Source organism: Agreia sp. VKM Ac-1783, from assembly GCF_900177765.1.
GTDB lineage: Bacteria > Actinomycetota > Actinomycetes > Actinomycetales > Microbacteriaceae > Agreia.
In genome coordinates this window covers 62,984-84,772 of sequence record NZ_FXWI01000004.1, presented here as the reverse complement: position 1 = coordinate 84,772, position 21,789 = coordinate 62,984, and the positions used below count along the sequence as shown (strand labels likewise).

At 66.6% G+C, this 21,789-nt stretch carries 20 protein-coding genes and 1 tRNA gene; 13 read left to right on the top strand and 8 right to left on the bottom strand.

From position 1 onward, the window contains the following. Positions 1-89: 89 nt before the first annotated feature. The gene (locus CCK87_RS14525; RefSeq protein ID WP_249273919.1) at positions 90-932 is read left to right on the top strand and encodes an alpha/beta hydrolase; all 843 of its coding nucleotides are present in this window, start codon (positions 90-92) and stop codon (positions 930-932) included. Positions 933-1,154: 222 nt separating this feature from the next. Beyond that, positions 1,155-2,204, top strand: coding sequence for a biotin/lipoate A/B protein ligase family protein (locus CCK87_RS14520; protein ID WP_086462136.1), 1,050 nt, complete (start codon positions 1,155-1,157; stop codon positions 2,202-2,204). A 23-nt stretch (positions 2,205-2,227) separates the two neighbouring features. Here the strand turns inward: CCK87_RS14520 and CCK87_RS14515 are convergent, their stop codons facing one another. Further along, entirely contained in the window at positions 2,228-2,512 is a 285-nt protein-coding gene (locus CCK87_RS14515) for a GNAT family N-acetyltransferase (RefSeq protein WP_055776721.1), read from the bottom strand. A 43-nt stretch (positions 2,513-2,555) separates the two neighbouring features. On the opposite strand from CCK87_RS14515, the gene CCK87_RS14510 reads away from it, so the two are divergent. Continuing rightward, positions 2,556-3,425, top strand: coding sequence for a site-specific DNA-methyltransferase (locus CCK87_RS14510; RefSeq protein WP_086462135.1), 870 nt, complete (start codon positions 2,556-2,558; stop codon positions 3,423-3,425). Between the two features lie 89 nt (positions 3,426-3,514). Here the strand turns inward: CCK87_RS14510 and CCK87_RS14505 are convergent, their stop codons facing one another. Next, positions 3,515-5,050, bottom strand: coding sequence for an MFS transporter (locus CCK87_RS14505; RefSeq protein WP_086462348.1), 1,536 nt, complete (start codon positions 5,048-5,050; stop codon positions 3,515-3,517). A 136-nt stretch (positions 5,051-5,186) separates the two neighbouring features. On the opposite strand from CCK87_RS14505, the gene CCK87_RS14500 reads away from it, so the two are divergent. Continuing rightward, positions 5,187-5,828: a TetR/AcrR family transcriptional regulator gene (locus tag CCK87_RS14500; protein ID WP_086462134.1), complete on the top strand. Its 642-nt coding sequence runs from the start codon at positions 5,187-5,189 to the stop codon at positions 5,826-5,828. On the opposite strand, the gene CCK87_RS14495 is transcribed toward CCK87_RS14500, so the two are convergent. Further along, positions 5,825-6,859: a LacI family DNA-binding transcriptional regulator gene (locus CCK87_RS14495; protein WP_086462133.1), complete on the bottom strand. Its 1,035-nt coding sequence runs from the start codon at positions 6,857-6,859 to the stop codon at positions 5,825-5,827. The two genes, CCK87_RS14500 and CCK87_RS14495, sit on opposite strands and share 4 nt — an antisense overlap. 171 nt (positions 6,860-7,030) lie before the next feature. On the opposite strand from CCK87_RS14495, the gene CCK87_RS14490 reads away from it, so the two are divergent. Both CCK87_RS14490 and CCK87_RS14485 read left to right on the top strand, forming a co-directional pair. Then, on the top strand, positions 7,031-7,489 hold the full coding sequence (locus tag CCK87_RS14490; RefSeq protein ID WP_086462132.1) for a VOC family protein: 459 nt from the start codon (positions 7,031-7,033) through the stop codon (positions 7,487-7,489). Between the two features lie 105 nt (positions 7,490-7,594). Beyond that, positions 7,595-7,999: a hypothetical protein gene (locus CCK87_RS14485; RefSeq protein WP_086462131.1), complete on the top strand. Its 405-nt coding sequence runs from the start codon at positions 7,595-7,597 to the stop codon at positions 7,997-7,999. Between the two features lie 11 nt (positions 8,000-8,010). On the opposite strand, the gene CCK87_RS14480 is transcribed toward CCK87_RS14485, so the two are convergent. Then, the gene (locus CCK87_RS14480) at positions 8,011-9,438 is read right to left on the bottom strand and encodes a family 1 glycosylhydrolase (RefSeq protein ID WP_086462130.1); all 1,428 of its coding nucleotides are present in this window, start codon (positions 9,436-9,438) and stop codon (positions 8,011-8,013) included. Positions 9,439-9,546: 108 nt separating this feature from the next. Next, positions 9,547-11,409: an MDR family MFS transporter gene (locus CCK87_RS14475; RefSeq protein ID WP_170927304.1), complete on the bottom strand. Its 1,863-nt coding sequence runs from the start codon at positions 11,407-11,409 to the stop codon at positions 9,547-9,549. 318 nt (positions 11,410-11,727) lie between these two features. On the opposite strand from CCK87_RS14475, the gene CCK87_RS14470 reads away from it, so the two are divergent. The 3 genes from CCK87_RS14470 (at position 11,728) to CCK87_RS14460 (ending at position 14,946) form a co-directional block, all read left to right on the top strand. After that, entirely contained in the window at positions 11,728-12,570 is an 843-nt protein-coding gene (locus tag CCK87_RS14470; protein WP_249273918.1) for a M15 family metallopeptidase, read from the top strand. Beyond that, positions 12,563-13,942 carry an MFS transporter gene (locus tag CCK87_RS14465; protein ID WP_086462129.1) on the top strand — a complete coding sequence of 460 codons (1,380 nt, stop codon included), beginning with the start codon at positions 12,563-12,565 and terminating at the stop codon, positions 13,940-13,942. Before CCK87_RS14470 ends, CCK87_RS14465 begins: the two co-directional genes overlap by 8 nt. Positions 13,943-14,121: 179 nt before the next feature. Further along, entirely contained in the window at positions 14,122-14,946 is an 825-nt protein-coding gene (locus CCK87_RS14460) for an amidase domain-containing protein (protein WP_086462128.1), read from the top strand. A 6-nt stretch (positions 14,947-14,952) separates the two neighbouring features. Here CCK87_RS14460 and pgm read toward each other — a convergent pair whose 3' ends face one another. Both pgm and CCK87_RS14450 read right to left on the bottom strand, forming a co-directional pair. After that, positions 14,953-16,575 carry a phosphoglucomutase (alpha-D-glucose-1,6-bisphosphate-dependent) gene (gene pgm / locus CCK87_RS14455; RefSeq protein ID WP_086462127.1) on the bottom strand — a complete coding sequence of 541 codons (1,623 nt, stop codon included), beginning with the start codon at positions 16,573-16,575 and terminating at the stop codon, positions 14,953-14,955. Positions 16,576-16,701: 126 nt separating this feature from the next. Next, on the bottom strand, positions 16,702-17,214 hold the full coding sequence (locus tag CCK87_RS14450; RefSeq protein ID WP_086462126.1) for a GNAT family N-acetyltransferase: 513 nt from the start codon (positions 17,212-17,214) through the stop codon (positions 16,702-16,704). 217 nt (positions 17,215-17,431) lie between these two features. On the opposite strand from CCK87_RS14450, the gene pheA reads away from it, so the two are divergent. Continuing rightward, on the top strand, positions 17,432-18,388 hold the full coding sequence (gene pheA, locus CCK87_RS14445; protein ID WP_086462125.1) for a prephenate dehydratase: 957 nt from the start codon (positions 17,432-17,434) through the stop codon (positions 18,386-18,388). A gap of 98 nt (positions 18,389-18,486) precedes the next feature. On the opposite strand, the gene CCK87_RS14440 is transcribed toward pheA, so the two are convergent. After that, complete coding sequence (locus tag CCK87_RS14440) at positions 18,487-19,470, bottom strand: diacylglycerol kinase family protein (RefSeq protein WP_249273917.1); 984 nt, start codon at positions 19,468-19,470, stop codon at positions 18,487-18,489. A gap of 71 nt (positions 19,471-19,541) precedes the next feature. Here CCK87_RS14440 and serS point away from each other — a divergent pair, with 71 nt between their 5' ends. The 3 genes from serS (at position 19,542) to CCK87_RS14425 (ending at position 21,762) form a co-directional block, all read left to right on the top strand. Then, positions 19,542-20,804, top strand: coding sequence for a serine--tRNA ligase (gene serS, locus CCK87_RS14435; RefSeq protein ID WP_085483170.1), 1,263 nt, complete (start codon positions 19,542-19,544; stop codon positions 20,802-20,804). After that, positions 20,801-21,607, top strand: coding sequence for an HAD family hydrolase (locus tag CCK87_RS14430; RefSeq protein ID WP_086462123.1), 807 nt, complete (start codon positions 20,801-20,803; stop codon positions 21,605-21,607). The genes serS and CCK87_RS14430 overlap by 4 nt, the downstream gene beginning before the upstream one ends. 67 nt (positions 21,608-21,674) lie before the next feature. After that, positions 21,675-21,762, top strand: a tRNA-Ser gene (locus tag CCK87_RS14425). The last annotated feature ends 27 nt before the right edge of the window (positions 21,763-21,789 follow it).

The following is a 21,789-nucleotide window of genomic DNA, read 5'->3' as shown; positions in this document are numbered from 1 at the left end:
GCTGGCCCTGAGCTTGCAGCGGGGTGTCGCGCTTTTTTCCTCATCCGCGAAGGGAAGGCAGAGGCCGGGCGCGGGTGCACAATGAACGGGTGCCCCAGTTTCTCAGCGACCACGGCGTCGCCATCAGCTATTCCGCCTGGCCCATCGAGAACCCGCGCGGTGTCGTGCAGATCGTGCACGGCCTGGGCGAGCACTCGGGCAGGTACGCCGAACTCGCGGGCCGACTGAACGCATCCGGATACGCCGTGTACGCGCACGACCTGCGTGGCCATGGCGAGACCGCCCGACTGCCCGGCGGCGAGACGCAGCCCGGCCAGCGCATGGGGCCTGACGGCGTGCGCACGGCGGGCGCCGACATCCTGCGTTTCACCAGGCTGCTGCGCGACGAGGTGCCCGGCGTTCCGCTCTTCGCGATCGGCCACAGCCTCGGATCGCTGCTGCTGCAGCGCGTGATCAACACCCGATCGACGGCGTTCGATGGCGTGGTGCTCACCGGCACGGCGTTGCGGATGCCGGGGTCGATGGATGGCGGCGACCTGACGCGGCGTCACCGCCCGGCCCGCGGCCAGGGCACGGGGTTCGAGTGGCTGAGCCGCGACGTGGCCATTCAGGCGGCTGCCGCGGCCGACCCGTTCATGTTCGATGCGAAGGCGCTGGAAGAGCTCGGGGTGCGCGACGGTCTGCTGCTGTTCGGGCTGCCGGGGCGCGATATCCGCCGCGATCTGCCGGTGCTCATCATGGGCGGCAGCGACGACACACTGGGTGGAACCGTCAGCATGCGTCGACTCGCCCGCGCCTTCACGCGGCGGTCGAGGCTCTCTGACGTGGAGGTCGTCGTCTTTCCCGAGGCGCGGCACGAGGTCTTCAACGAGACCAACCGCGCGGCGGTGGCCGACCGCCTCGTCGACTGGCTCGAGCGCCGCGCGCGCTGAGTTCGGGTTCGAGCGAAGTGTGGCAAATGCACCTTCGTTCCGTCGCCGAAGGGGTTTTTGCTGCACTCGCTCCGCGGGGCGGCAATCGAGTTGCGGCAAAACGCCGTTCGCCTTCAGAACGAAGGGGTATCTGCCGCACCTCGACGCGCCACATCCGCTGCGCGCCTCGGCGGCTTCCTCGCACCGAGACGAGTTCTGACCCTCGCGGCGTAGGCTGGCTGCATGCATGGTGAGTACAAGGTTCCGGGCGGCAAACTCGTGGTCGTCGACCTCGATCAAGTCGATGGTCGCATCGCTAACTTCCGCCTGGCGGGTGACTTCTTTCTCGAGCCCGACGACGCTCTTCCGCTGATCAACGCGGCGATCGAGGGTCTGCCGGTCGAGTCCGACGCGGCTACCATCGCCACCGCCGTGAAGGCCGCGCTGCCCGAGGGTGCGCAGCTTCTGGGCTTCTCGCCCGAGGCCGTGGCGGTAGCCGTGCGGCGCTCGCTTGCCAAGGCCACCGGATGGCGCGACTACGACTGGCAGGTCATCCACTCGAAGGCCGTCCCGCCGGTCGAGCAGATGGCTCTCGACGAGGTGCTCGCGGTCGAGGTGGGCGAGGGTCGGCGCCAGCCCACGATGCGCATCTGGGAGTGGGAGTCGCCCGCCGTCGTCATCGGCAGCTTCCAGTCGCTCAAGAACGAGGTCGACCTCGAGAACGCGGCCAAGCACGGCTTCGACGTGGTTCGGCGCATCTCGGGAGGCGGGGCCATGTTCATGGAGGCCGGCTCCGTGATCACCTACTCCATTTACGTGCCCGCGGCGCTGGTCTCGGGAATGACCTTCGCCGACTCCTATGCCTTTCTCGACGAGTGGGTCATCATCGCGCTCAAGGCGCTCGGAATCGACGCGCACTACGCGCCGCTGAACGACATCACGAGCCCCACGGGCAAGATCGGCGGGGCAGCGCAGAAGCGACTCGGCAACGGCGCCGTGGTGCACCACGTGACCATGAGCTACGACATGGACGGCGAGAAGATGGTGCAGGTTCTGCGCATCGGCCGCGAGAAGATGAGCGACAAGGGCACGAAGTCGGCTGCGAAGAGGGTCGACCCGCTGCGCAGCCAGACGGGTCTGTCACGCGCCGAGATCATCGACAAGATGATCGCGACCTTCACGGGCCTCTACGGAGCGACGCCCGGCGACATCACCGACGAGGAGTACGCGAAAGCCGAAGAGCTCGTGCGCACCAAGTTCAGCACGCCCGAGTGGATCGCCCGCGTTCCCTAGGGCTCAGTGCCAGGTGAGAGGGCTCAGCGCGTGGTGAGCGGCTGGTACTCGTCGTGATTGTCGATGTAGCTCGCCACGAACGGGCATGCGGGAATCACGCGCTCTGTGCCCTGGGCGATCTGGTCGAGCATGCCCTGAACGAGCACGCTGCCGAGACCTCCGTGCTGCTTGCTGGGATCGATCTCGGTGTGCGTGATGGCGATCGCGTCGCCCCGCATCTCGTAGTCGGCGAGGCCGACCTGTTCACCGTCGATCCAGAGGGTGTAGCGGCGGGCATCGGGTTCATGGCGCACTTCGCGGCTCTGCATTCAACGAACGATACGCCTCGGCAAGACCTGCCACAATTGCAGGATGCCCGATCATCCGACAGACCCGGCGTCTGACCAGGGAGTCAGCCGGATCATCCAGGGTGACAATCTTCCGGTCCTCGCCGGCCTCGCCGATGAGGCGTTCACACTGATCTATCTCGACCCGCCGTTCAACACGGGCCGCGTGCAGAAGCGGCAGTCGACGACATCCGTTCGCACGCAGGCCGGAGTCGGCTCGGTCACCGGGTTCAAGGGTCGCAGCTATGAGCGCATCAAGGGCGACCTGCTCGCCTATGACGACGTGTTCGAGAACTACTGGGAGTTCATCGAACCCCGCCTGATCGAGGCCTGGCGCCTGCTCGCCCCCGACGGAACGCTGTATCTGCACCTCGACTACCGCGAAGCCCACTACGCCAAGGTGCTGCTCGATGCGCTGTTCGGGCGAGAGTCGTTTCTCAACGAGATCATCTGGGCCTACGACTACGGGGCCAAGTCGAAGAGCCGCTGGCCGGCGAAGCACGACACGATCCTCGTCTACGTGAAAGACCCTGCGGGCTACTACTTCGATTCGTCGTCGGTCGACCGCGAGCCGTATATGGCGCCCGGTCTCGTCACGCCTGAGAAGGTCGAGCGCGGCAAGCTGCCCACCGACGTGTGGTGGCACACGATCGTGTCGCCCACCGGCCGCGAGAAGACGGGCTATCCCACCCAGAAGCCCGAGGGCATCCTGCGCCGCATCATTCAGGCGTCGAGCCGTGAGGGCGACTGGGTACTCGACTTCTTCGCGGGCAGCGGCACGACCGGCGCCGTCGCTCAGGCGCTCGGTCGACGATTCGTGCTCGTCGACCAGAACCCCGAGGCGATCCAGGTGATGCACGACCGCATGCCCGACGTGCCCCTGCACGACGCCTGAACGCATCCGCGCCCGTTCGGCGCATCCGCCACCGGTCGAGAGGCAGCGGATGCGCCGAACGGGCGCGAACAGGGTCGAGCGCGGCGGCCCTAGTGAACGGGCATCGGCACGGCGTCGGATGCGTCGGCCTGCGCGGCCGGTGCCGCAGGGTGCGCGGAGAGCGACAGCCCCTGGCCGCGTCGGCGGAACAGCAGCGCGGAGACGACCGCACCGAGTGCGAAGAAGCCGGCACCCCACCAGTACGCGGTCGCGTAGCTCGCGATGGCGGCGTTCGCGGCCACCGCCGCGGTGACGGGTGCGTTCGCCGTAAGGTAATCGGCGGCGGCCGTGGCTGCCAGAGTGTTGAGCAGCGCGACGCCGATCGATCCTCCGACTTGCTGGCTCGTGTTCACCATGGCCGACGCGACGCCGGCGAACTCGCGGTCGACGCCGAGCGTTGCGGTCTGCATCGATGCGGGCATGATCGTGCCCATTCCGAAGCCCATGACCATCAGGGCGGGAAGCACGTTGGCGGCGTAGCTGCTGTCGAGGTCGAGTCGGGTGAGCAGGATCATGCCGATCATGGCGAGGATCATTCCGGTCGGAACCATGATCTTCGGGCCGAACCGCGGCACGAAGATGTTTGTCGACAGCTGCGCGGCGAGCACGAGCATGCCGATCATCGGCAGGAAGGCGAGGCCCGTCTGGATCGGTGAGAAGGCCAGCGACGTCTGCAGGTAGTAGGTGACGAAGAGGAAGATGCCGAATATGCCGGCGCCCGCGATGAGCACCGAGGCGTATGCCGCGCCGCGGTTGCGATCGAGCACGATCTTCAGCGGTAGCAGGGGGTGGGCGGCTCTGCGCTGCCAGAGCACGAAGGCGACGAGGAGTACCGCGGCGCCCGCGAGCATGCCCCACGTGAGCGGCGAATCCCAACCGTCGGTCTCGGCGTTGGCGAAGCCGTAGACCAGGCCGAAGAGGCCGCCGGAGATGAGGACGGTGCCCGGGATATCGAGCTTCGGTCGCGGACCGGTGCGCTTGGACTCCGACACGTAGATGACGGCGCCGATCACGCCGATGATCGCGATGAAGACGTTGATGTAGAGGTTCCAGCGCCAGTCGAAGCGCTCCGTGAGGAATCCGCCGAGGAGCAGTCCGACCGCACCGCCGGCTCCGGCGATTGCACCGAAGATGCCGAAGGCGCGGGCGCGTTCCTTGGGGATGGTGAAGGTCGTGGTGAGAACCGCGAGGGCGGTCGGGGCGAGAAGAGCTCCGAAGACTCCCTGCAGGGCGCGGGCGGCGACGAGTGTGCCGAAGCTGTCAGCAGCACCTCCCAGTGCAGAGGCCACCGCGAATCCGACGAGCCCGATGATGAACGTGCGCTTGCGGCCGATGAGATCGGAGAGGCGGCCGCCGAGGAGGAGCAGGCTGCCGAAGGCGAGGGAGTAGGCGGTCACAACCCATTGGCGGTCGCCGTCACTGAATCCGAGATCGGTCTGTGCGGCGGGGAGGGCGATGTTGACCACGGTCGAGTCGAGCACGACCATGAGCTGGGCGAGGGCGACGACGGTGAGCGTCAGCCAGCGGCGTTGGGAGACCTTCGCGGCGTCGGCGACGTCCGAGGGCGATGAAGTGATCTGGGTCATACGAAGGAGCATATACGGAACTCTGCAGTTCCGGATAGATACAGTTTCGAATTTGTTCAGTTTCGGATCTCGACGGTTCCCGAATTGATAGGGTAGAGGCGAAGCGCTTGCTAGATGACAGAAAGAGACGGCCGCAATGACGCAGCTCGACAGTGATCAGAAGGCGGCGGACGACGCCCCCAAGCTCGGCCGGCGACGCGATCCTGCGAAAGATCAGCAGATCCTGGATGCCGCGGTGGACGTTCTCGCCGAGACCGGCTTTGATGGCATGACCATCGACATGGTTGCGGCCAGAGCCGGCGCGGGCAAGGCCACGGTCTACCGGCGCTGGGCCTCGAAGAACGAGCTGGTGCTCGACGCGGTCGCGTGTCTCAAGAAAACCGACCTCGACTCCATGCCGATCCCCGACACCGGAACGCTGCGCGGCGACCTGGTCGCCATGATCCGCCCGCCCACGATCGATGACGCCGAGCGCAAACTCAAAGTGATGGCGGGCCTCGCGTCGATGCTCTCGTCTGCTCCCGATCTCGCCGAAGCGGCCAACGAGGCCATCGTCGAACCGCGTGCCCGCATCAACCGCATGCTGCTCAACCGCGCTGTCGAGCGTGGTGAGATCTCCGCGGACGTCGACATCCAGCTCGTCTCGCTGATCTCTCCGTCGATGGTGGCCTACCACTCGCTCATCCAGCGCAAGCCGGTCGACCGGGAGTTTCTGATCACGGTCATCGACGGAGTCATCCTCCCCGCGGTCGGCCTGCGGCCGGCACCGGCGCGTTAGAGCGTCGTCGACTCCCTGACCACGAGGTTCGTCGGCATGATCGTCGCCCGTTCGATCTCCTCCTTGGCGATCAAGCGAACGAGAGCCGCCGCCATGCCGGCTCCGAGCTCTGACGATGGTTGGTGCACGCTCGTGAGGGTCGGGCTCAGCGCGGTGCCGAGGGGATCGTCATCGAAGCCCGCGACGGCGATGTCTCGAGGAATCGAGAGTCCCCGCTCGCGAAGCACCGGGTACGCGCCGGCCGCCATCTGATCGTTCGCGAAGAAGACGGCATCGATCGACGGATCGCGATCGAGCAGCCGACCCATCGCATCCGCACCCGACGCGGGAGAGAAGCCGCCGATCTCGACGAGGTCGTCGGCGAGGTCGGCGGCATGCAGCGCCTCGCGCCACCCGCGCAGGCGGTCGACGCCGGGCGGCATGTCTTGAGGGCCGGCGACCGTGGCGATGCGGCTGCGGCCGAGCGAGATGAGGTGCTCGGTCGCCGCCCGGGCGGCGGCGACATTGTCGACGTCGACGAAGAAGCTGTCGTCGAGCTCGGGGGTGAGGGGGCGTCCACCGAAGACGATCGGCAGTTTCTGGCCGAGCCGCGTGTACGAATGGTCGCCCGAATGGTGCGACACGACGAGGGCGCCGTCGACGTTGCCCCCGAGCAGGTAGCGACGGGTCTTGTCGCTCGAGGTCTCCGACGCGATGAGCAGGTTGAGCGTGTAGTCGGTGTCGTTGAGGTACACGGCCACGCCCTGGATGACGGCGGCGAAGAAGGGGTCGCTGAACACGATCGACGTATGCTCGGGAACGATGAGCGCGATCACATTCGTGCGCCGACTCGCCAGCGAGCGTGCCGCTCGGTTGGGCACGTAGTTGAGCTTCTCGATGGCGGCATTCACGACGGCCGTCACCTGCGGGGTCACCGCGGTCGACCCGTTCACGACGCGCGATACGGTGGCCCGCGAGACGCCGGCTTCGTGCGCGACCATCTCGAGCGTGGGCGCCTGCGGAATCGTCTGCTCGGGGGTGTCGATCGACATTGACAATGCCCTTCTCCTGCGTGGACACCAGTCTAGGAGCGCGAGTCGTGGCCGCCTCACAGGCCACGTCGCTCAGGTGCGGGATATGGCCGCTTAGAAGCCGCAGGATGCAGCCGTATCCCGAACCTCAGCGGTCTTCCCCGTCGCGGGGGTTCCTCTTACGCTCGGAGTATGACCGAATCGATTCCGCCCACCTCTGTTCGCCAGCTCCGACTCGTGGTCGAGGCTGATGATTACGACGCGGCCGTCGCCTTCTACCGCGATGCGCTCGGACTTACGGAGCAGGCCGCCTACGAGGGTGAGGGTGACGCCAAGGTGATGATCCTCAACGCCGGGCTCGCGACCCTCGAGATCGCCAACCCCGCCCAGGTGCGCATGATCGACCGGGTCGAGGCCGAGGGAAAGCCGAGCGCGCGCATCCGGATCGCCTTCGAGGTCGACGACTCGCCATCCGTGACCAACGATCTCGTCGACGCGGGGGCCGAGCTGCTCGCCGAGCCGCGCAAGACTCCGTGGCGCTCGGTCAACTCGCGTCTAGAGGCTCCTGCGGGCCTGCAGTTGACCGTATTCCACGAGCTCGAGTCGCTGAAATCGCGGGAGGCCAGCCCCGAGTTCACGACCGGCGACTGACTTCGGGCAACCGGATGCGCAGAGCGGGGGCATAGTTGCGGTTTGGCGCCGGTCGGCGCAAATGCCGACGTGTCGTGAGCGGGGCCGCCGTGTCACCATCACCTCATGGCAGACAGGGCGGCGGACATGTCATCACCCCGAGTTGGTCGCGGCTGGGTCTTCGGGTTATGGGCGCTCGGTAGTTGTTCGGGCCTCGCGCTGCTCTGGCAAGTCTTCGATGTCTATTTCAACCTGGGGAGTCAGCCCGTCGTCCCGTCGACATCAGACATCGCGAGACACGACCTAACGGCGATACTGTGCGTCGGCAGCGTGATTGCCGCTCTGGTGATCTCGATAACTCGAAGATCAGTGTGGCTAGTCGTACTGAGCGGCATCCTGGTGGTTGTGGCCCTGGGCGGTTCGGCGGTGTTCTCGGTGCCGGCGGGCAGATGGTTCCCTCCGGAACCGACGAGCGAGCCTCTGTCGCCGTACTACAAGCCGTGTTACAGCGGCAGCGGCGACTGCAACTGATGCTCGCCCAGCTACTCCGCCGCGGGCCGCCCAGCGAATACGGCAGCGAACGCGCGCCCCGAGTCCTTGATCGTGCGCTCCTGCGAGTCGTAGTCGACGCGCACGATGCCGAAGCGCTTGTCGTAGCCCCAGGCCCACTCGAAGTTGTCGAGCAGTGACCACACGAAGTAGCCACGGACATCCGCACCTTCGGCGATCGCCTCGGCGACGGCGGCCACGTGAGCCAGGATGAAGGCTGCCCTCTCGGGGTCGTGCACGGCGCCGTCGGGCGACACGACGTCGTCGTAGGCCGCGCCGTTCTCGGTCATGTACAGCGGCGGCAGGTTCGGGTACTCGTGACCGAGGCGCACCAGCAGGTGCCGCAGACCGTCGGGGTTCACCTCCCAGTCCATGGCGGTGCGCGGCAGGCCGCGGCTCGGGAAGGTCAGGAACTCGCTGCCGACGAACGGCGACGACAGCGGCCGCCCGTTCTCGACGAGGTGGGGGTCGATGGTGCCGGCCTCCAGCGGATGTCCGCTCACGACATCGTCGTGATAGTGATTGATGCCGAGGAAGTCGATGGGCGCCGAGATGATCTCGAGGTCGCCGTCGTGCACGATCTCAGACAGCTGGATGCCGACGGCCGCCAGATCGTCGGCCACATCGACGGGGTAGGCACCACGCAGCACGGGGTCGAGGAAGATGCGGTTCATCATGCCGTCGAGGCGGCGCGCGGCGTCGAGGTCGACGGGGTCCGCGGCATCGGCTGGGATCGCGTTGGTCAGGTTGTACGTGACGCCCAGGTTCTGCGCGCCGAGCTCGCGCAGGCGGTTCACGGCGAGACCGTGCGCGAGGTGATGGTGATGCACGGCCTGGATCGCGGCGAGGGGCTCGCGGCGACCCGGCGCGTGCACGCCGGCTCCGTAGCCGAGCAGCGCCGAGCAGAACGGTTCGTTGAACGTGGTCCAGTGCTCGACGCGATCGCCGAGGACCGCGTAGACGCCCTCGGCGTAGTCACGGAAGCGGAAGGCGGTGTCGCGGTTGGCCCATCCACCGAGTTCCTCGACCACCTGAGGCAGGTCCCAGTGATACAGCGTGAGCCACGGCAGGATGCCGGCCTCGAGCAGGTCGTCGACCAGGCGCGAGTAGAAGTCGAGCCCGGTGCGGTTGAATTCGCGGTCGCCCGGCTTGATGCGCGACCAGCTCGTCGAGAACCGGTAGGAGTCGAGGCCCAGCTCTTTCATGATCGCCACATCGCCTGCGAAGCGGTGGTAGTGGTCGACCGCGACCTCGGGGGTGTCGCCGTTGATGATCGCGTTGGGCACGCGAGCGAACGCGTCCCACACCGAGTCATCTTTGCCGCCCTCGTGGGCTGCCCCTTCGATCTGCGCGGCGGCCGTGGCGGAGCCCCAGATGAAGCCTGGAGGGAAAGACGTGAATGTGGGTGTGTCGAGCGACATAGTGGTGACGGGCTCCTCAATTGCGGCGAGAGAGCGCTCTCTCGGCATTCTCACCACGCTAGGCGACCACTCCGACAGGTGTCAAACCTGCCGGAGCGGTCGGCGAGCCTAGGCCTTGGGCTTCTGCGCCGGAACGCTGCCGGTCGCTGGTTCGACGAGCGCTCCGAAGGTCTCTGCCGCACGCGTCGATCCAAGCTGCAGTTGGAGTTCGCCCTCGGACTCGGGGCTCGCGCCATCGGCCTTCGCGGCGGCAGCAGCCTGGGCGTCGTCGTTGGCCTCCTGCAGAGCCGACTTCTGCCGCAGCGGAGTGGCCTTGAGGAACCAGCTGAGGAGGAAGGCGACGAGCACCACGCTGAGGCTGATCCAGAAGCCCGTGACCATGGCGGTCGAGAAGCCCTCGAGGAACGGCCGGGCCAGGCGCGGATCGATGAGGTTCAGGAACGAGGTGTCGCCGTTGAGCGCACTGCCCAGGGTGTTCGGCTGTCCGGACTGCGCGAGCTGCATCTGCGTCAGGATGTCGACGTTGGCCGGGTTGGTGAGCACCTTCGGGTCTTGACCTGCCGCTGCGATGCCGGCCACGACATCCGGCGTCTTGAACGCGTCTTGAATGGCGCTGGGAGCGCGCGAGAACACGACGGAGAAGATGACGGCCGTACCGAGCGTTCCACCGATCTGGCGGAAGAAGGTCGCGGCGCTCGTGGCCACTCCGATGTCACGAGGCCCGACCGAGTTCTGCGTCGCGATCGTGAGCGTCTGCATGAGCTGGCCGAGTCCCAGACCCAGCATCAGCATTCCACCCATGATGTAGACGACGCCGCTGGTCGCGGTGGCGAACGTGAGGTAGAAGAAGGCCGCCGACATCAGGAAGGTTCCGACGATCGGGAAGACCTTGTACTTGCCCGTTCGAGCGATGATCTGTCCCGACACGATCGACGCGATCATCAGGCCGACGACCATCGGGATCATCAGCAGGCCCGACTCGGTGGGGGTGGCCCCGTTGACGATCTGCAGGTAGAGGGGGATGGTCAGCATGCCGCCGAACATTCCGAAGCCCACGAGAGTTCCGATGATGCTCGCCATCGAGAACGTCGATGACGAGAACAGCGAGAGCGGGATGAGGGCGTTGCTGCCCATGCGGCGCTCGGTGAGGATGAACGCGACGATGCCGACGACGCCGATGACGTAGCAGGCGAGTGCGCCCGCCGAGCCCCAGCCCCAGTCGCGGCCGTTCTCGGCGACGAGGAGCAGGGGCGCGATGCCCATGACGATGAACGCGGCACCCCACCAGTCGATGCGCGCGTCGCGGCGGGTGTGCGGAATGTGCAGGAAGCTGACCACGAGGATCATCGCGATCGCGGCCACGGGCAGGTTGAGGAGGAAGATCCAACGCCATCCGGTGATGAAGAAGATCTCGGGGGTGCCCGAGATCAGGCCGCCCAGCAGCGGGCCGAGCACGCTCGAGACACCGAAGACGGCGAGGAAGTAGCCCTGATACTTGGCCCGCTCGCGGGGAGCGAGGATGTCGCCCATCACCGTGAGTGCCAACGACATCAGTCCACCGGCGCCCAGGCCCTGGATGGCGCGGAAGCCGGCGAGCTCGATCATCGACGTGGAGATGCCAGCGAGGAGCGAGCCGAGGATGAAGATCGAGATGGCGATGATGTAGAGCGGGCGGCGACCGAAGATGTCGCTGAGCTTGCCGTAGATCGGCGTGGCGATGGTCGACACCACGAGGTAGGCCGTGGTGACCCACGCCTGCTGGTCCTGGCCCTTCAGATCGTCGCCGATGGTGCGCATCGACGTGCCCACGATGGACTGGTCGAGCGCGGCGAGGAACATGCCGGCCATGAGGCCGAAGATGATGAATTGGATCTGCCGCGGAGACAGCTGGCCTCCGGATTCGGCGGCTGCCCGAGCGCGATCGGCGCTGGACTTCTTCGAGCTCCGAGGAGCGCGCGATGCTGAGGTCATGAGATTCCTGACGGGGAGAGAGGGTAAACGGGGAAAAATCGCACGACAGAAAAATTGCGCAGAGTGCAAAGTTACACCGAGTGAAAGGGCTTCTCAACTGCTCGACGGTGCGACCTCCAAGAAAAGAACGGATCGCGCCCGTATTGTGGGACGGTGACTGAGTTGAGACCGCGCCGCGAACTGCGTAGCCGCGAACCCGCTCGTCGCCGCGAAGCTCCTCGACGGAGTGAAGCTCCTCGACGGAGCGAATCGACCCGCCGCGAGCTGTCTCGCCGCGACGTCTTCCTTCGTGAACCCTCTCGTCGGTCGAAAGTCCGCGTGCTCACCGCCGGTCTGGCTGCCATCCTGCTCGTCATCGTCGGCGAAACGGCCCTGTGGAGCGCGACGGCACAGCGCACCGCGCCCGCGGCATCCGTGACCGCCGATTCGTTGCCGAACGATGCCTCGGCTCCGGCGCAGATCACGATCCCCGCGCCCATCCAGACAGCGGTGCCGCTCGCCGCTCCCGCAGAACCCGCGCCCGCGGCGCCCGCTGGCTTCAATAAGGCGGCGCGCTCGATCGACGACCCCACGAGTATCTGGTTCGTCGTCAACAAGACACGCCCGATCCCCGACGCGGCGAACTACGAGCCACCGGACCTCGTCCCGCTGCGATCCGACATTCCGAATCCCAACGGATTCCCTCTGCGTCAAGAGGCGGCCGATGCGCTCGCAACGATGGTCGACGCGGCGGCCGCCGAGACCGGACAGCAACTCGTGGCTCAGAGCGGATATCGCTCCTACGGCATCCAGGTCAACGCGTACAACCGATACGTGAACCAGCTCGGCACCGCCGGCGCAGACCTCACGAGCGCACGCCCCGGTTTCAGCGAACACCAGACCGGAATGGCCATCGACCTTCTCGCGACGGGCAGCGGATGCTCGCTCGACGGTCCGTGCTTCGGCGACACGACAGCGGGGCAGTGGCTCGCCGCCAACGCCTACCGGTTCGGCTTCCTGCTGAGCTATCCGGCCGACAAGACGGCCGTGACCGGCTACGAGTACGAGCCGTGGCACTTCCGCTACATCGGAGTCGACCTCTCGAACGAGATGCACAACGAGGGCGTCACCACCCTCGAAGAGTTCTTCGGCCTGCCCGCTGCTCCCGGCTACCTTGACTAGGCCGGAGGCCGCCGCGCGCCCCCAGGGCATTCTCGACAAGCCGTATCGCCTGGTGAGCATCGGCGCGTGCGCGCTCATCGTGATCGCCGCCTTCGAGCAGCTCGCTGTCACCACGATCATGCCCGCGATCGCGCGCGATCTGGATGGGCTGGCCCTCTACGCCCTCGCCTTCGCTGGCCCGCTGGCGTCGGGCGTGATCGGCATGGTGCTGGCCGGGGACTGGTCAGATCGCCGCGGGCCGGTGAAGGCGCTCTACGCATCCGTCGCGCTCTTCGCCCTGGGCCTCGTAATTGCGGGAACCTCGCCGACGATGCCGCTCTTTCTCGCCGGACGCCTGGTTCAGGGTCTCGGTGGCGGCGCACTGACCGTCGCTCTCTACGTCATCGTCGCGAAGATCTATCCGCCCCGCTTGCAGCCCAAGATCTTCGGAGCCTTCGCGGCGGCATGGGTCGTTCCCGCTCTAGTCGGGCCGTTCATCGCGGGCGTTGTCGGACAGTACCTGGGGTGGCGCTGGGTCTTTCTCGGCGTCGTCGTGCTCGTTCTACCGGCGATGGCGATGGTGCTGCCGGCCATGCGCAGCATGGCGCCGCACGATCGCCTCGAACCCGACGGCCGTAGCAGCACCGCGCGTGCGCTCTGGGCCGTGCTGCTGGCCGTCGCCATCCTGGGCCTGAACATCGCGGCCGATCTGGATGGCGTGGCCCGCTGGGCTCTGGCCGCCGGGGGCCTGGCCGTCGCGCTCGTGGCCCTCCGGCCGCTTCTGCCCGCGGCCAGCCTGCGTCTGCGCCGTGGGCTGCCGAGTGTGATCGCGCTGCGCGGTCTGCTCGCCGGGGCGTTCATGAGCGCCGAGGTGTATCTGCCCTATGTGCTCACCGAACGCTTCGGGCTGACGGCGGCGCTCGCCGGACTCGCGCTGAGCTTTTCGGGCGTCGCCTGGGGATCGTCGTCGCTGGTTCAGGGGCGGCTCGGAGACCGGGTGTCTCATCGCACCGCCATCCGCATCGGCATACTCGGCGCGACCGCGGCGATCGGCGTCGTGCTGCTCGTCACCGCTCTCGACCTACCGGCCTGGGTGATCATCGGTGGCTGGTTCCTCGGAGGAGCGGGCATGGGGTTCGCCTACCCGCGCATCACCGTGCTGACGTTCGACTACTCGGCCCCTGCTGAGCAGGGCTTCAACTCGTCGGCGCTCGCCATCGCCGACTCGGGCGGTTCGGCCATCGCGCTCGCGTTGGGCGCGGTCGCGTTCTCCGTGGCGGGCGAGCCCGGAAGCCAGCCTTCTTTCGTGGCGACCTTCGCCTTCTCGCTGGTGGTCGGCATCCTGGCTCTGCTCGTGAGCACGCGGGTGTCGCAGCGGGCCAGAGCGGCGTAGCGGCTAACACAGCACATCTCTCTGCGTAACCCTTTAGGGGGCGTCCAGAAAGCTGTGTTCGAATAGTCGAACCCGATTTCGCGCTCGTTTTTGCTCCTCATGCGCCCCTGAAGATTTCTCTGGAGGACATCATCATTCGCCGCACGCGCACCACCCGTTCTGTTCTTGCTTCCCTGTTCGTGGCGGCCTTCGCGCTCACCGGCTGCGCGGCGGTCGAAGAGACTCACACCGAGGGGTCTGAGCAGTCGAGGAAGACCGACGCGACTCGCATCGATACGATGTCGCCGGCATCCGGTTCTCTTCTCGGCGGCGAGACGATCACGCTCACCGGCGAGGGGCTCGACCATGTGTCGAGCGTGGTCTTCGGAGGCGTCGCGGCGTCGTCGATCACCGTGGCCGACGACAACCAGCTTCAGGTCGTGGCTCCCGCGGCCCTCGATTACGCCGAGGGCGCGGTGAGCGTGACCGCCGCCAGCGAAGAGGGGGAGGTCATCGCGAGTGCGGCCGACTACGACTATCAGGTCGTCACGGCGGTCGACGCGCAGATGCAATACGCCTTCGCCCACTGGCAGGACTACAACGACGAGGTCTGGGGCACTTTTCCCGACAACGACTGCGGCAACTTCGTGAACCAGACCCTGATCGCACGCGGCTGGGTACAGACAGACGACTGGTACAGCGAGTGGAACACCACCGGCGACTTCAGCGACAGCTGGGCGCGCGGCCCCGCGATGGACGCGTGGTTCGCGTCGCAGACAGACCGAGCGACGCGGCTCTCTCTCGAGCAGCGTGCACAGGCGAAAGTCGGCGACGTCGTGATGTTCGACTGGGATCCGGCGAACGAGAACGGCGTCGACCACACGATGCTCATCTCGAAGGTCGACGCGGCCACGGGTGCGATCAACATGGTGGGGCACACCATCGATGCTCAGTACCGTGACCTCGATCAGGCCATCACGATCGAGAATCCCGGCGCTACCGCCTGGTTCTACAGCATCGCGTAGCGGGCGCTACTCCGCGAGCGCCTCGTCGACGATCGCCTTGGCCTCTTTCTGCACCTGGCGCAGGTGCTCCTCGCCCAAGAAGCTCTCGGCGTAGATCTTGTACACGTCTTCGGTGCCACTGGGACGCGCCGCGAACCACGCGTTCTCGGTCACGACCTTCACGCCGCCGATGGCCGCTCCGTTACCGGGCGCGTGGCTGAGCTTCGCGATGATCGTCTCGCCCGCGACCTCGGTTGCGGTGATCGCGTCGCCGTCGAGCTTGCCGAGCCGGGCCTTCTGCGCTTTCGTGGCCGCCGCATCCACTCGCTCGTAGGCGGGCGAGCCGAACTTCTCGGTGAGCTCGGCGTAGAGAACGCTGGGTGTCTTGCCGGTGACCGCGAGAATCTCTGCCGCGAGCAGGCACAGGATGATGCCGTCTTTATCGGTCGTCCACACGGTGCCGTCGAAGCGCAGGAAGCTCGCGCCGGCGCTCTCCTCGCCGCCGAAGGCAACGGTTCCGTCGACCAGCCCGGGCACGAACCACTTGAAGCCCACGGGCACCTCGAGCAGCGTGCGGTCGAGCTCGGTGGCGACGCGGTCGATCATGCTCGACGACACGAGGGTCTTGCCGATCGCGGCGTCGGGCTTCCAATCGGCGCGGTTCGCGTAGAGGTATTGGATGGCGACGGCCAGGTAGTGGTTGGGGTTCATGAGGCCGCCATCCGGGGTCACGATGCCGTGCCGGTCGGCGTCGGCGTCATTGCCCGTGAGGAGGTCGTAGTCATGCTGGTGGGCGAGCACGGATGCCATGGCGCTGGACGACGACGGGTCCATGCGGATCTTGCCGTCCCAGTCGAGGGTCATGAAGCCCCACTGCGGGTCGACGACGGGGTTCACGACGGTGAGGTCGATTCCGTAGCGCTCGCGGATGGCCTGCCAGTAGTAGACGCTCGCGCCGCCCAGGGGGTCGGCGCCGATGCGGATGCCCGACTTCTTGATGGCCTCCATGTCGATGATGGTGCCGAGGTCGTTCACGTAGTTGTTCATGAAGTCGTAGGTCTCGACCGCGCTGGGCTCGGCACGCTTCACGCCGCGCAGACCGTCGGCGAGCAGTTCATTGGCGCGGTTCGCGATCCAGCCCGTGGCGTCGCTGTCGGCCGGGCCTCCGTGAGGCGGGTTGTACTTGAATCCACCATCCGCCGGCGGGTTGTGGCTGGGGGTGACGACGATGCCGTCGGCCTGCGGCTCATTCGGATGCGCCAGGTTGTACGCGATGATCGCGTGGCTGACGGCGGGGGTCGGGGTGAAGCTGTCGAACTCGTCGACGAGCACACGCACCTCGTTGCCGACGAGCACCTCGAGTGCCGTCGTCTGCGCAGGGCGGCTGAGCGCGTGCGTGTCGATGCCGATGAAGAGGGGGCCTGTGATGCCCTGGCCCGCACGGTACTCGACGATGGCCTGCGTGGTCGCGGCGATGTGGTCTTCGTTGAAGGCGGTGTTCAGCGATGAGCCGCGGTGGCCGCTCGTGCCGAAGACCACTTTCTGGTCGGCGATCGTGACATCGGGCTTCAGCTCGTAGTAGGCGCGAACGAGCGCCTCGACATCGACCAGGTCTTCGGGGAGGGCAACGGTGCCGGCGCGGTTTTCCATGCCTCCCAGTCTGGCACTTCGACACGGCGCAGAGGAGGGGCCGCCCGTATTCAGGAGAAACGAGCTCGCCGCGTGCGAAAACCGCGATCTCGGCCCGTTTTTCCTGAGTAGGAGCGCGGTGCAGGGCTAGTCGGCAGTGGGCGGCAGCTTTTTCGCAAGGTGGAAGTCGGCGTAAGGAGAACTCGAGAAGGGCTCGACCGTCTCGTAGCCGAGCCGCTGGTACAGCCGGTGTGCTTCGACGAGATCGCCGCGCACCGTCAGCCTCAGGGTGCGCACGCCGCGGCTGGCGCTCATCGACTCGAGTTCGCCGATCAGAGTGCGACCTGCGCCACGGCCCCGGACAGTCTTGTCGATGAAGATCCGGGTGAGTTCGCCGACGCCCGGTTCGATGAGGCGCACGCCTCCGCATCCGACCACGTGCACGCCGTCCTGAACCACGAGCAGAAACCCGCTGTCGCCGCGAAGGTCGTCGCTCGGCTCGTCGAGCATGGCCCGCTCGATCTCGGCATCCGTCGCGGGACGGCCCCAGTACCGGCCGACGATGTCGGCGTAGAAGCGCCTCACGACCGCTCGGCCTTCTGCGGATCGAGGGTCGACGAGTTCTGTCGTGAGCGCATCGCCGCTGCGTGCAGTAGTCACGGGCCCTCTCCCTGTTGGCGATAGGCGTTTTCGCGCCCGCGCCACTCTACAAAATCGCCGCGCCCTTCCCTGATGGTCCGCGTGCCGCCCTATTCAGGAGAAACGTGCCCGCCGCGCGCGACAACCCCAGTTTCGGCCGGTTCTTCCTGAATAAGAGCGCCGGTGCGAGAACCGCTGACACCACGGGGAAATGGTCGCGTCCAATAGGCTCTGAGCCATGTCCGATGCACCGCAGAACGCCGCCACCACCGAGAGCTACAGCTACCTGGGTCCTCGGGGCACGTTCACCGAGGCGGCGCTCGCGCAGGTTCCGGATGCCCGGGGCAAGATCTGGCGCAGCGTCAACAATGTGGGTGAGGCCCTCGACGACGTCGTCACCGGGCGCAGCGTCGCGGCGATGATCGCGATCGAGAACTCGATCGAGGGCGGGGTGAATGCTACGCAGGATGCTCTGGCGAACATCCCGAATCTGCGCATCGTGGGCGAGTACCTCGTGAAGGTGCAGTTCGTTCTGGTGGCGCGCCCGGGAACGACGCTGGCCGATGTGAAGGTCGTCAACGCGCATCCGGTGGCCTACACGCAGTGTCACCACTGGCTCGACGCGAATCTGCCGAGCCACGGACATATCCCGGCCACGTCGAACGTGGCGGCGGCCGCCTCTCTGTTCGAGAACGACCTGGCCGACGCGGCCGTCGCGCCTCCCGGAATCGTCGACCACTATGACCTCGACGTGCTCGCCGAGAACATCGGTGACAACGACAATGCGGTCACCCGCTTCGTGCTGGTGAGCAAGACCACCGCCATTCCGCCCCGCACGGGTGCAGACAAGACGAGCCTCATCGTCGAACTGCCCGACGACCGCGCCGGAGCGCTACTCGAACTGCTCGAGCAGTTCTCGACCCGCGGTGTGAACATGAGCCTGCTCGAATCGCGGCCCATCGGCGACGCCCTCGGCCGGTACCGTTTCGTGATCGACGCCGACGGGCACATCCTCGACGAGCGCGTGGCCGACTCTCTGCTGGGCGTACGCCGATTCAGCCCGAAGGTGATCTTCCTCGGTTCGTACCCGCGTGCAGACAAGGCGCCCATCGAGTACATCCCCCGCTACGACGACGACGTGTTCATCGAGGCGCGCGACTGGCTGCGCGGAGTCATCTCGGGCGAGCCGGAGTAAGCATTTCGTTGGTCGAGTAGGTCGCCCGCGACCGTATCGAGACCGGGTCGTTGATGGTCTCGATACGCTCGTTCCTCGCTACTCGACCGGCGCAGGAGCTACGCCGGTACCTTCACGCGCAGCGCGCCCGGTTCGACCCAGCTGTGCACCGCGGTGACCTCGCCGAACTCGTCACCGTCGAGCTGGAACTCCTCCGGCTCGGCGACGACCAGCTGCAGGTCTTTGCCGGTGCGGTAGGTTACCGAGCGCACATCCTTCGACAGATCGATGATCTTCCGCCCAGCCGCTGACTTGCGCAGCACACCGTTCTCCCACGCGATCTTGTTCCACACCTTGAGCCAGCCGAACGGACCTTCGGGCCGCAACGCCATGATGTCGAGCACGCCGTCGTCGAGCTTGGCATCCGGAATGAGGAGCACGCCGCCGGGGAGCACGCCGCAGTTGCCCACCATCACGGTGTGCGCCGACGTGGACTTCCAGGGCGCCCCGTCGATCGAGAAGCGGAACTTCACCGGGCGCAGCTCGGGCAGCGAGCGGCCGACGCCGTCGACGTAGGCCAGCCATCCGACGGCCTTCTTGAGCCTCGAGTTGGTGTTCGCGATCATCTTCGCGTCGAGGCCCAGGCCCGCCATCACCAGAAAGACGTGTTCTTGCACGTCGCCGTCGGCTCGGGTGATCGAGGCCAGACCCAGGTCGATGACCCGGTCGTGACCGGTGAAGATGATGCCGAGCGCCCGCTCGGTATGCGGAACGCCCATGTCGAGGTTGCGAGCCAGCAGATTGCCGGTGCCGCTCGGAAGCAGGCCGAGTGCCGCCCCGGAATTGCGCAGCCCTTCTGCCACGGCCCTGACCGTGCCGTCGCCGCCCGCCGCGATCACGACGGTAGCGCCCTGCTCGACCGCCTGCCGGGTGAGGTTCTGACCGGCCTCGTCGATCGTGGTCTCGAACCAGAGCGTCTTCTCGAAGCCGGCTTTCGCGGCGGCCCGGTTGATCTCGACGCGCAGCTTCGTGACATCCACTTTGATCGGGTTGTACACGACAGCGGCCCGTTGGGGCTCTGCGGGTTCTTCGATTGTGGCCACGAGTGTAAAGCTACCGCGTTGTTCACCCGCCGCCATCCGGGCGCGCGCGCCGCAAAAGGTAGGCTTGAGCGGTGATCGATCCCGTACTCTTGCGCGAAAATCCCGATGTCCTCCGCCAATCGCAGGCGGCGAGGGGCGACTCCGTCGATCTGGTCGACGCGGCTCTGTCAGCGGATGCCGCCCGCCGAGCCGCCATCGGCGAGTACGAGAACCTGCGAGCGAGCCAGAATGCCTTCGGCAAGAAGGTCGCGCAGGCCGCCAAAGAAGAGAAGAAGGCCCTCGTCGCCGAGGCCCAGTCGCTGGCCGCCGAGGTCAAGGCCGCGAGCCAGCGGGCGTCGGATGCCGAGGCCGAGTTCACGACGATCGTTCGGCAGATCGCCAACCCGATCATCGACGGCGTGCCCGCCGGCGGCGAGGACGACTTCGTGACCCTCCGCGAGGTCGGGGAGCGTCCGTCGTTCGACTTCGAGCCGAAAGACCACGTCGAGCTCGGCGAGACCCTGGGCATCTTCGACCTGGCGCGGGGCGCCAAGGTCTCGGGTGCGCGCTTCTACTACCTCACCGGAATCGGTGCCCGACTCGAACTCGCCCTGATGACGCTGGCGCTCGACCGTGCTGAGAAGAACGACTTCGTGCCGCTGATCGTTCCGACGCTCGTGCGCCCCGAGATCATGGCCGGCACCGGGTTCCTCGGAGAGCACTCCGACGAGATCTACTACCTTCCCGCCGACGACCTCTACCTCACCGGCACGAGCGAGGTGGCGCTCGCGGGCTTCCACTCCGACGAGATTCTCGACCTCGAGGGCGGCTCGAAGCGCTACGCCGGATGGTCGACCTGCTACCGCCGCGAGGCCGGCTCGGGCGGAAAAGACACCCGCGGCATCCTGCGCGTGCACCAGTTCAACAAGCTCGAGATGTTCAGCTATGTGCTGCCCGAGAACGCCGAGAACGAGCACCTCGCCCTGGTGTCGTTCCAGGAGCAGATGATGCAGGATCTGGGTCTGAGCTACCGCGTGATCGACACGGCCGCGGGCGACCTCGGCTCGTCGGCCGCGCGAAAGTACGACATCGAGGCGTGGATTCCCACGCAGGATGCGTACCGCGAACTCACGTCGACCTCGAACTGCACGACCTTCCAGGCTCGTCGCCTCGAGACCCGCTACCGCACTGAGAGCGGCAAGACCGCGCCCGTCGCCACATTGAACGGCACCCTGGCGACCACTCGTTGGATCGTCGCTATTCTCGAGACGCATCAGCAGGCAGACGGATCGGTGATCGTGCCCGAGGTGCTTCGCCCGTACCTCAACGGAGTCGAGAGAATCGAGCCGAAGTGACCGACGATCGCTGGTTGCTCGCCCTCGACATCGACGGCACGATCATCCACGAAGACGGCACCCTGACCGACGCGGTTCGCGACGAGGTCGCCCGCGTTTCAGGCCTCGGACACGAGATCATGCTGGCGACCGGGCGGTCTGTGGCGTCGACCCTGCCGATGCTCGACCAGCTGTCGATCACGCCCGAGTACGTGGTGTGCTCGAACGGTGCCATCACGCTCAAGCGCGATGAGACCGCGCCGCTGGGCTATCGTCGCGAGTTCGTCGAGACCTTCGACCCGGGGCCCGTGCTCACGAAGATCAGGGCTCATCTCGCCGAGGCGAGTTTCGCCGTCGAAGACGAAGAGGGCAACTTCTGCTACTACGGCACGTTCCCCGTGTCTGCGGCCGATCTCGGCAGCCGAGCGGTGCCGTTCGAGCAACTGCTCGCCATCGAGGCGACTCGGGTCGTCGTGATCTCGCCCGATCACGACATGGAGGACTTTCTCTCGCTGGTCGAGCGCATGGGCCTGCACAAGGTGAGCTACGCCATCGGCTGGACGGCCTGGCTCGACATCGCGCCCGACGGCGTGAACAAGGCCACGGGCCTCGAGCGGGTGCGCGAGCTCCTGGATGTTCCGCGCGAGCGGATCTTCGCGATCGGCGACGGTCGCAATGACGTCGACATGCTGACCTGGGCCGGCGAACACGGCCGCGGCGTCGCGATGGGCCAGGCGCCCGACGACGTGCTGGCCGTGGCCAGCGAGGTGACGGCATCCGTGCACGACGACGGCCTGGCCGTCGCCCTTCGTACGTTTGTGTAGAAACTGCCGGACCCACTGACCGATGAGGTTCGGTTAGAATCGTGGCTTGTCTGGTTTTGCCGGGCATGGAGGGCTGTCCGAGCGGCCGATGGAGCCAGTCTTGAAAACTGGTGGGCAGAAATGTCTCTAGGGTTCGAATCCCTAGCCCTCCGCCATTCCACCCCGATGACCATGGTCTACCC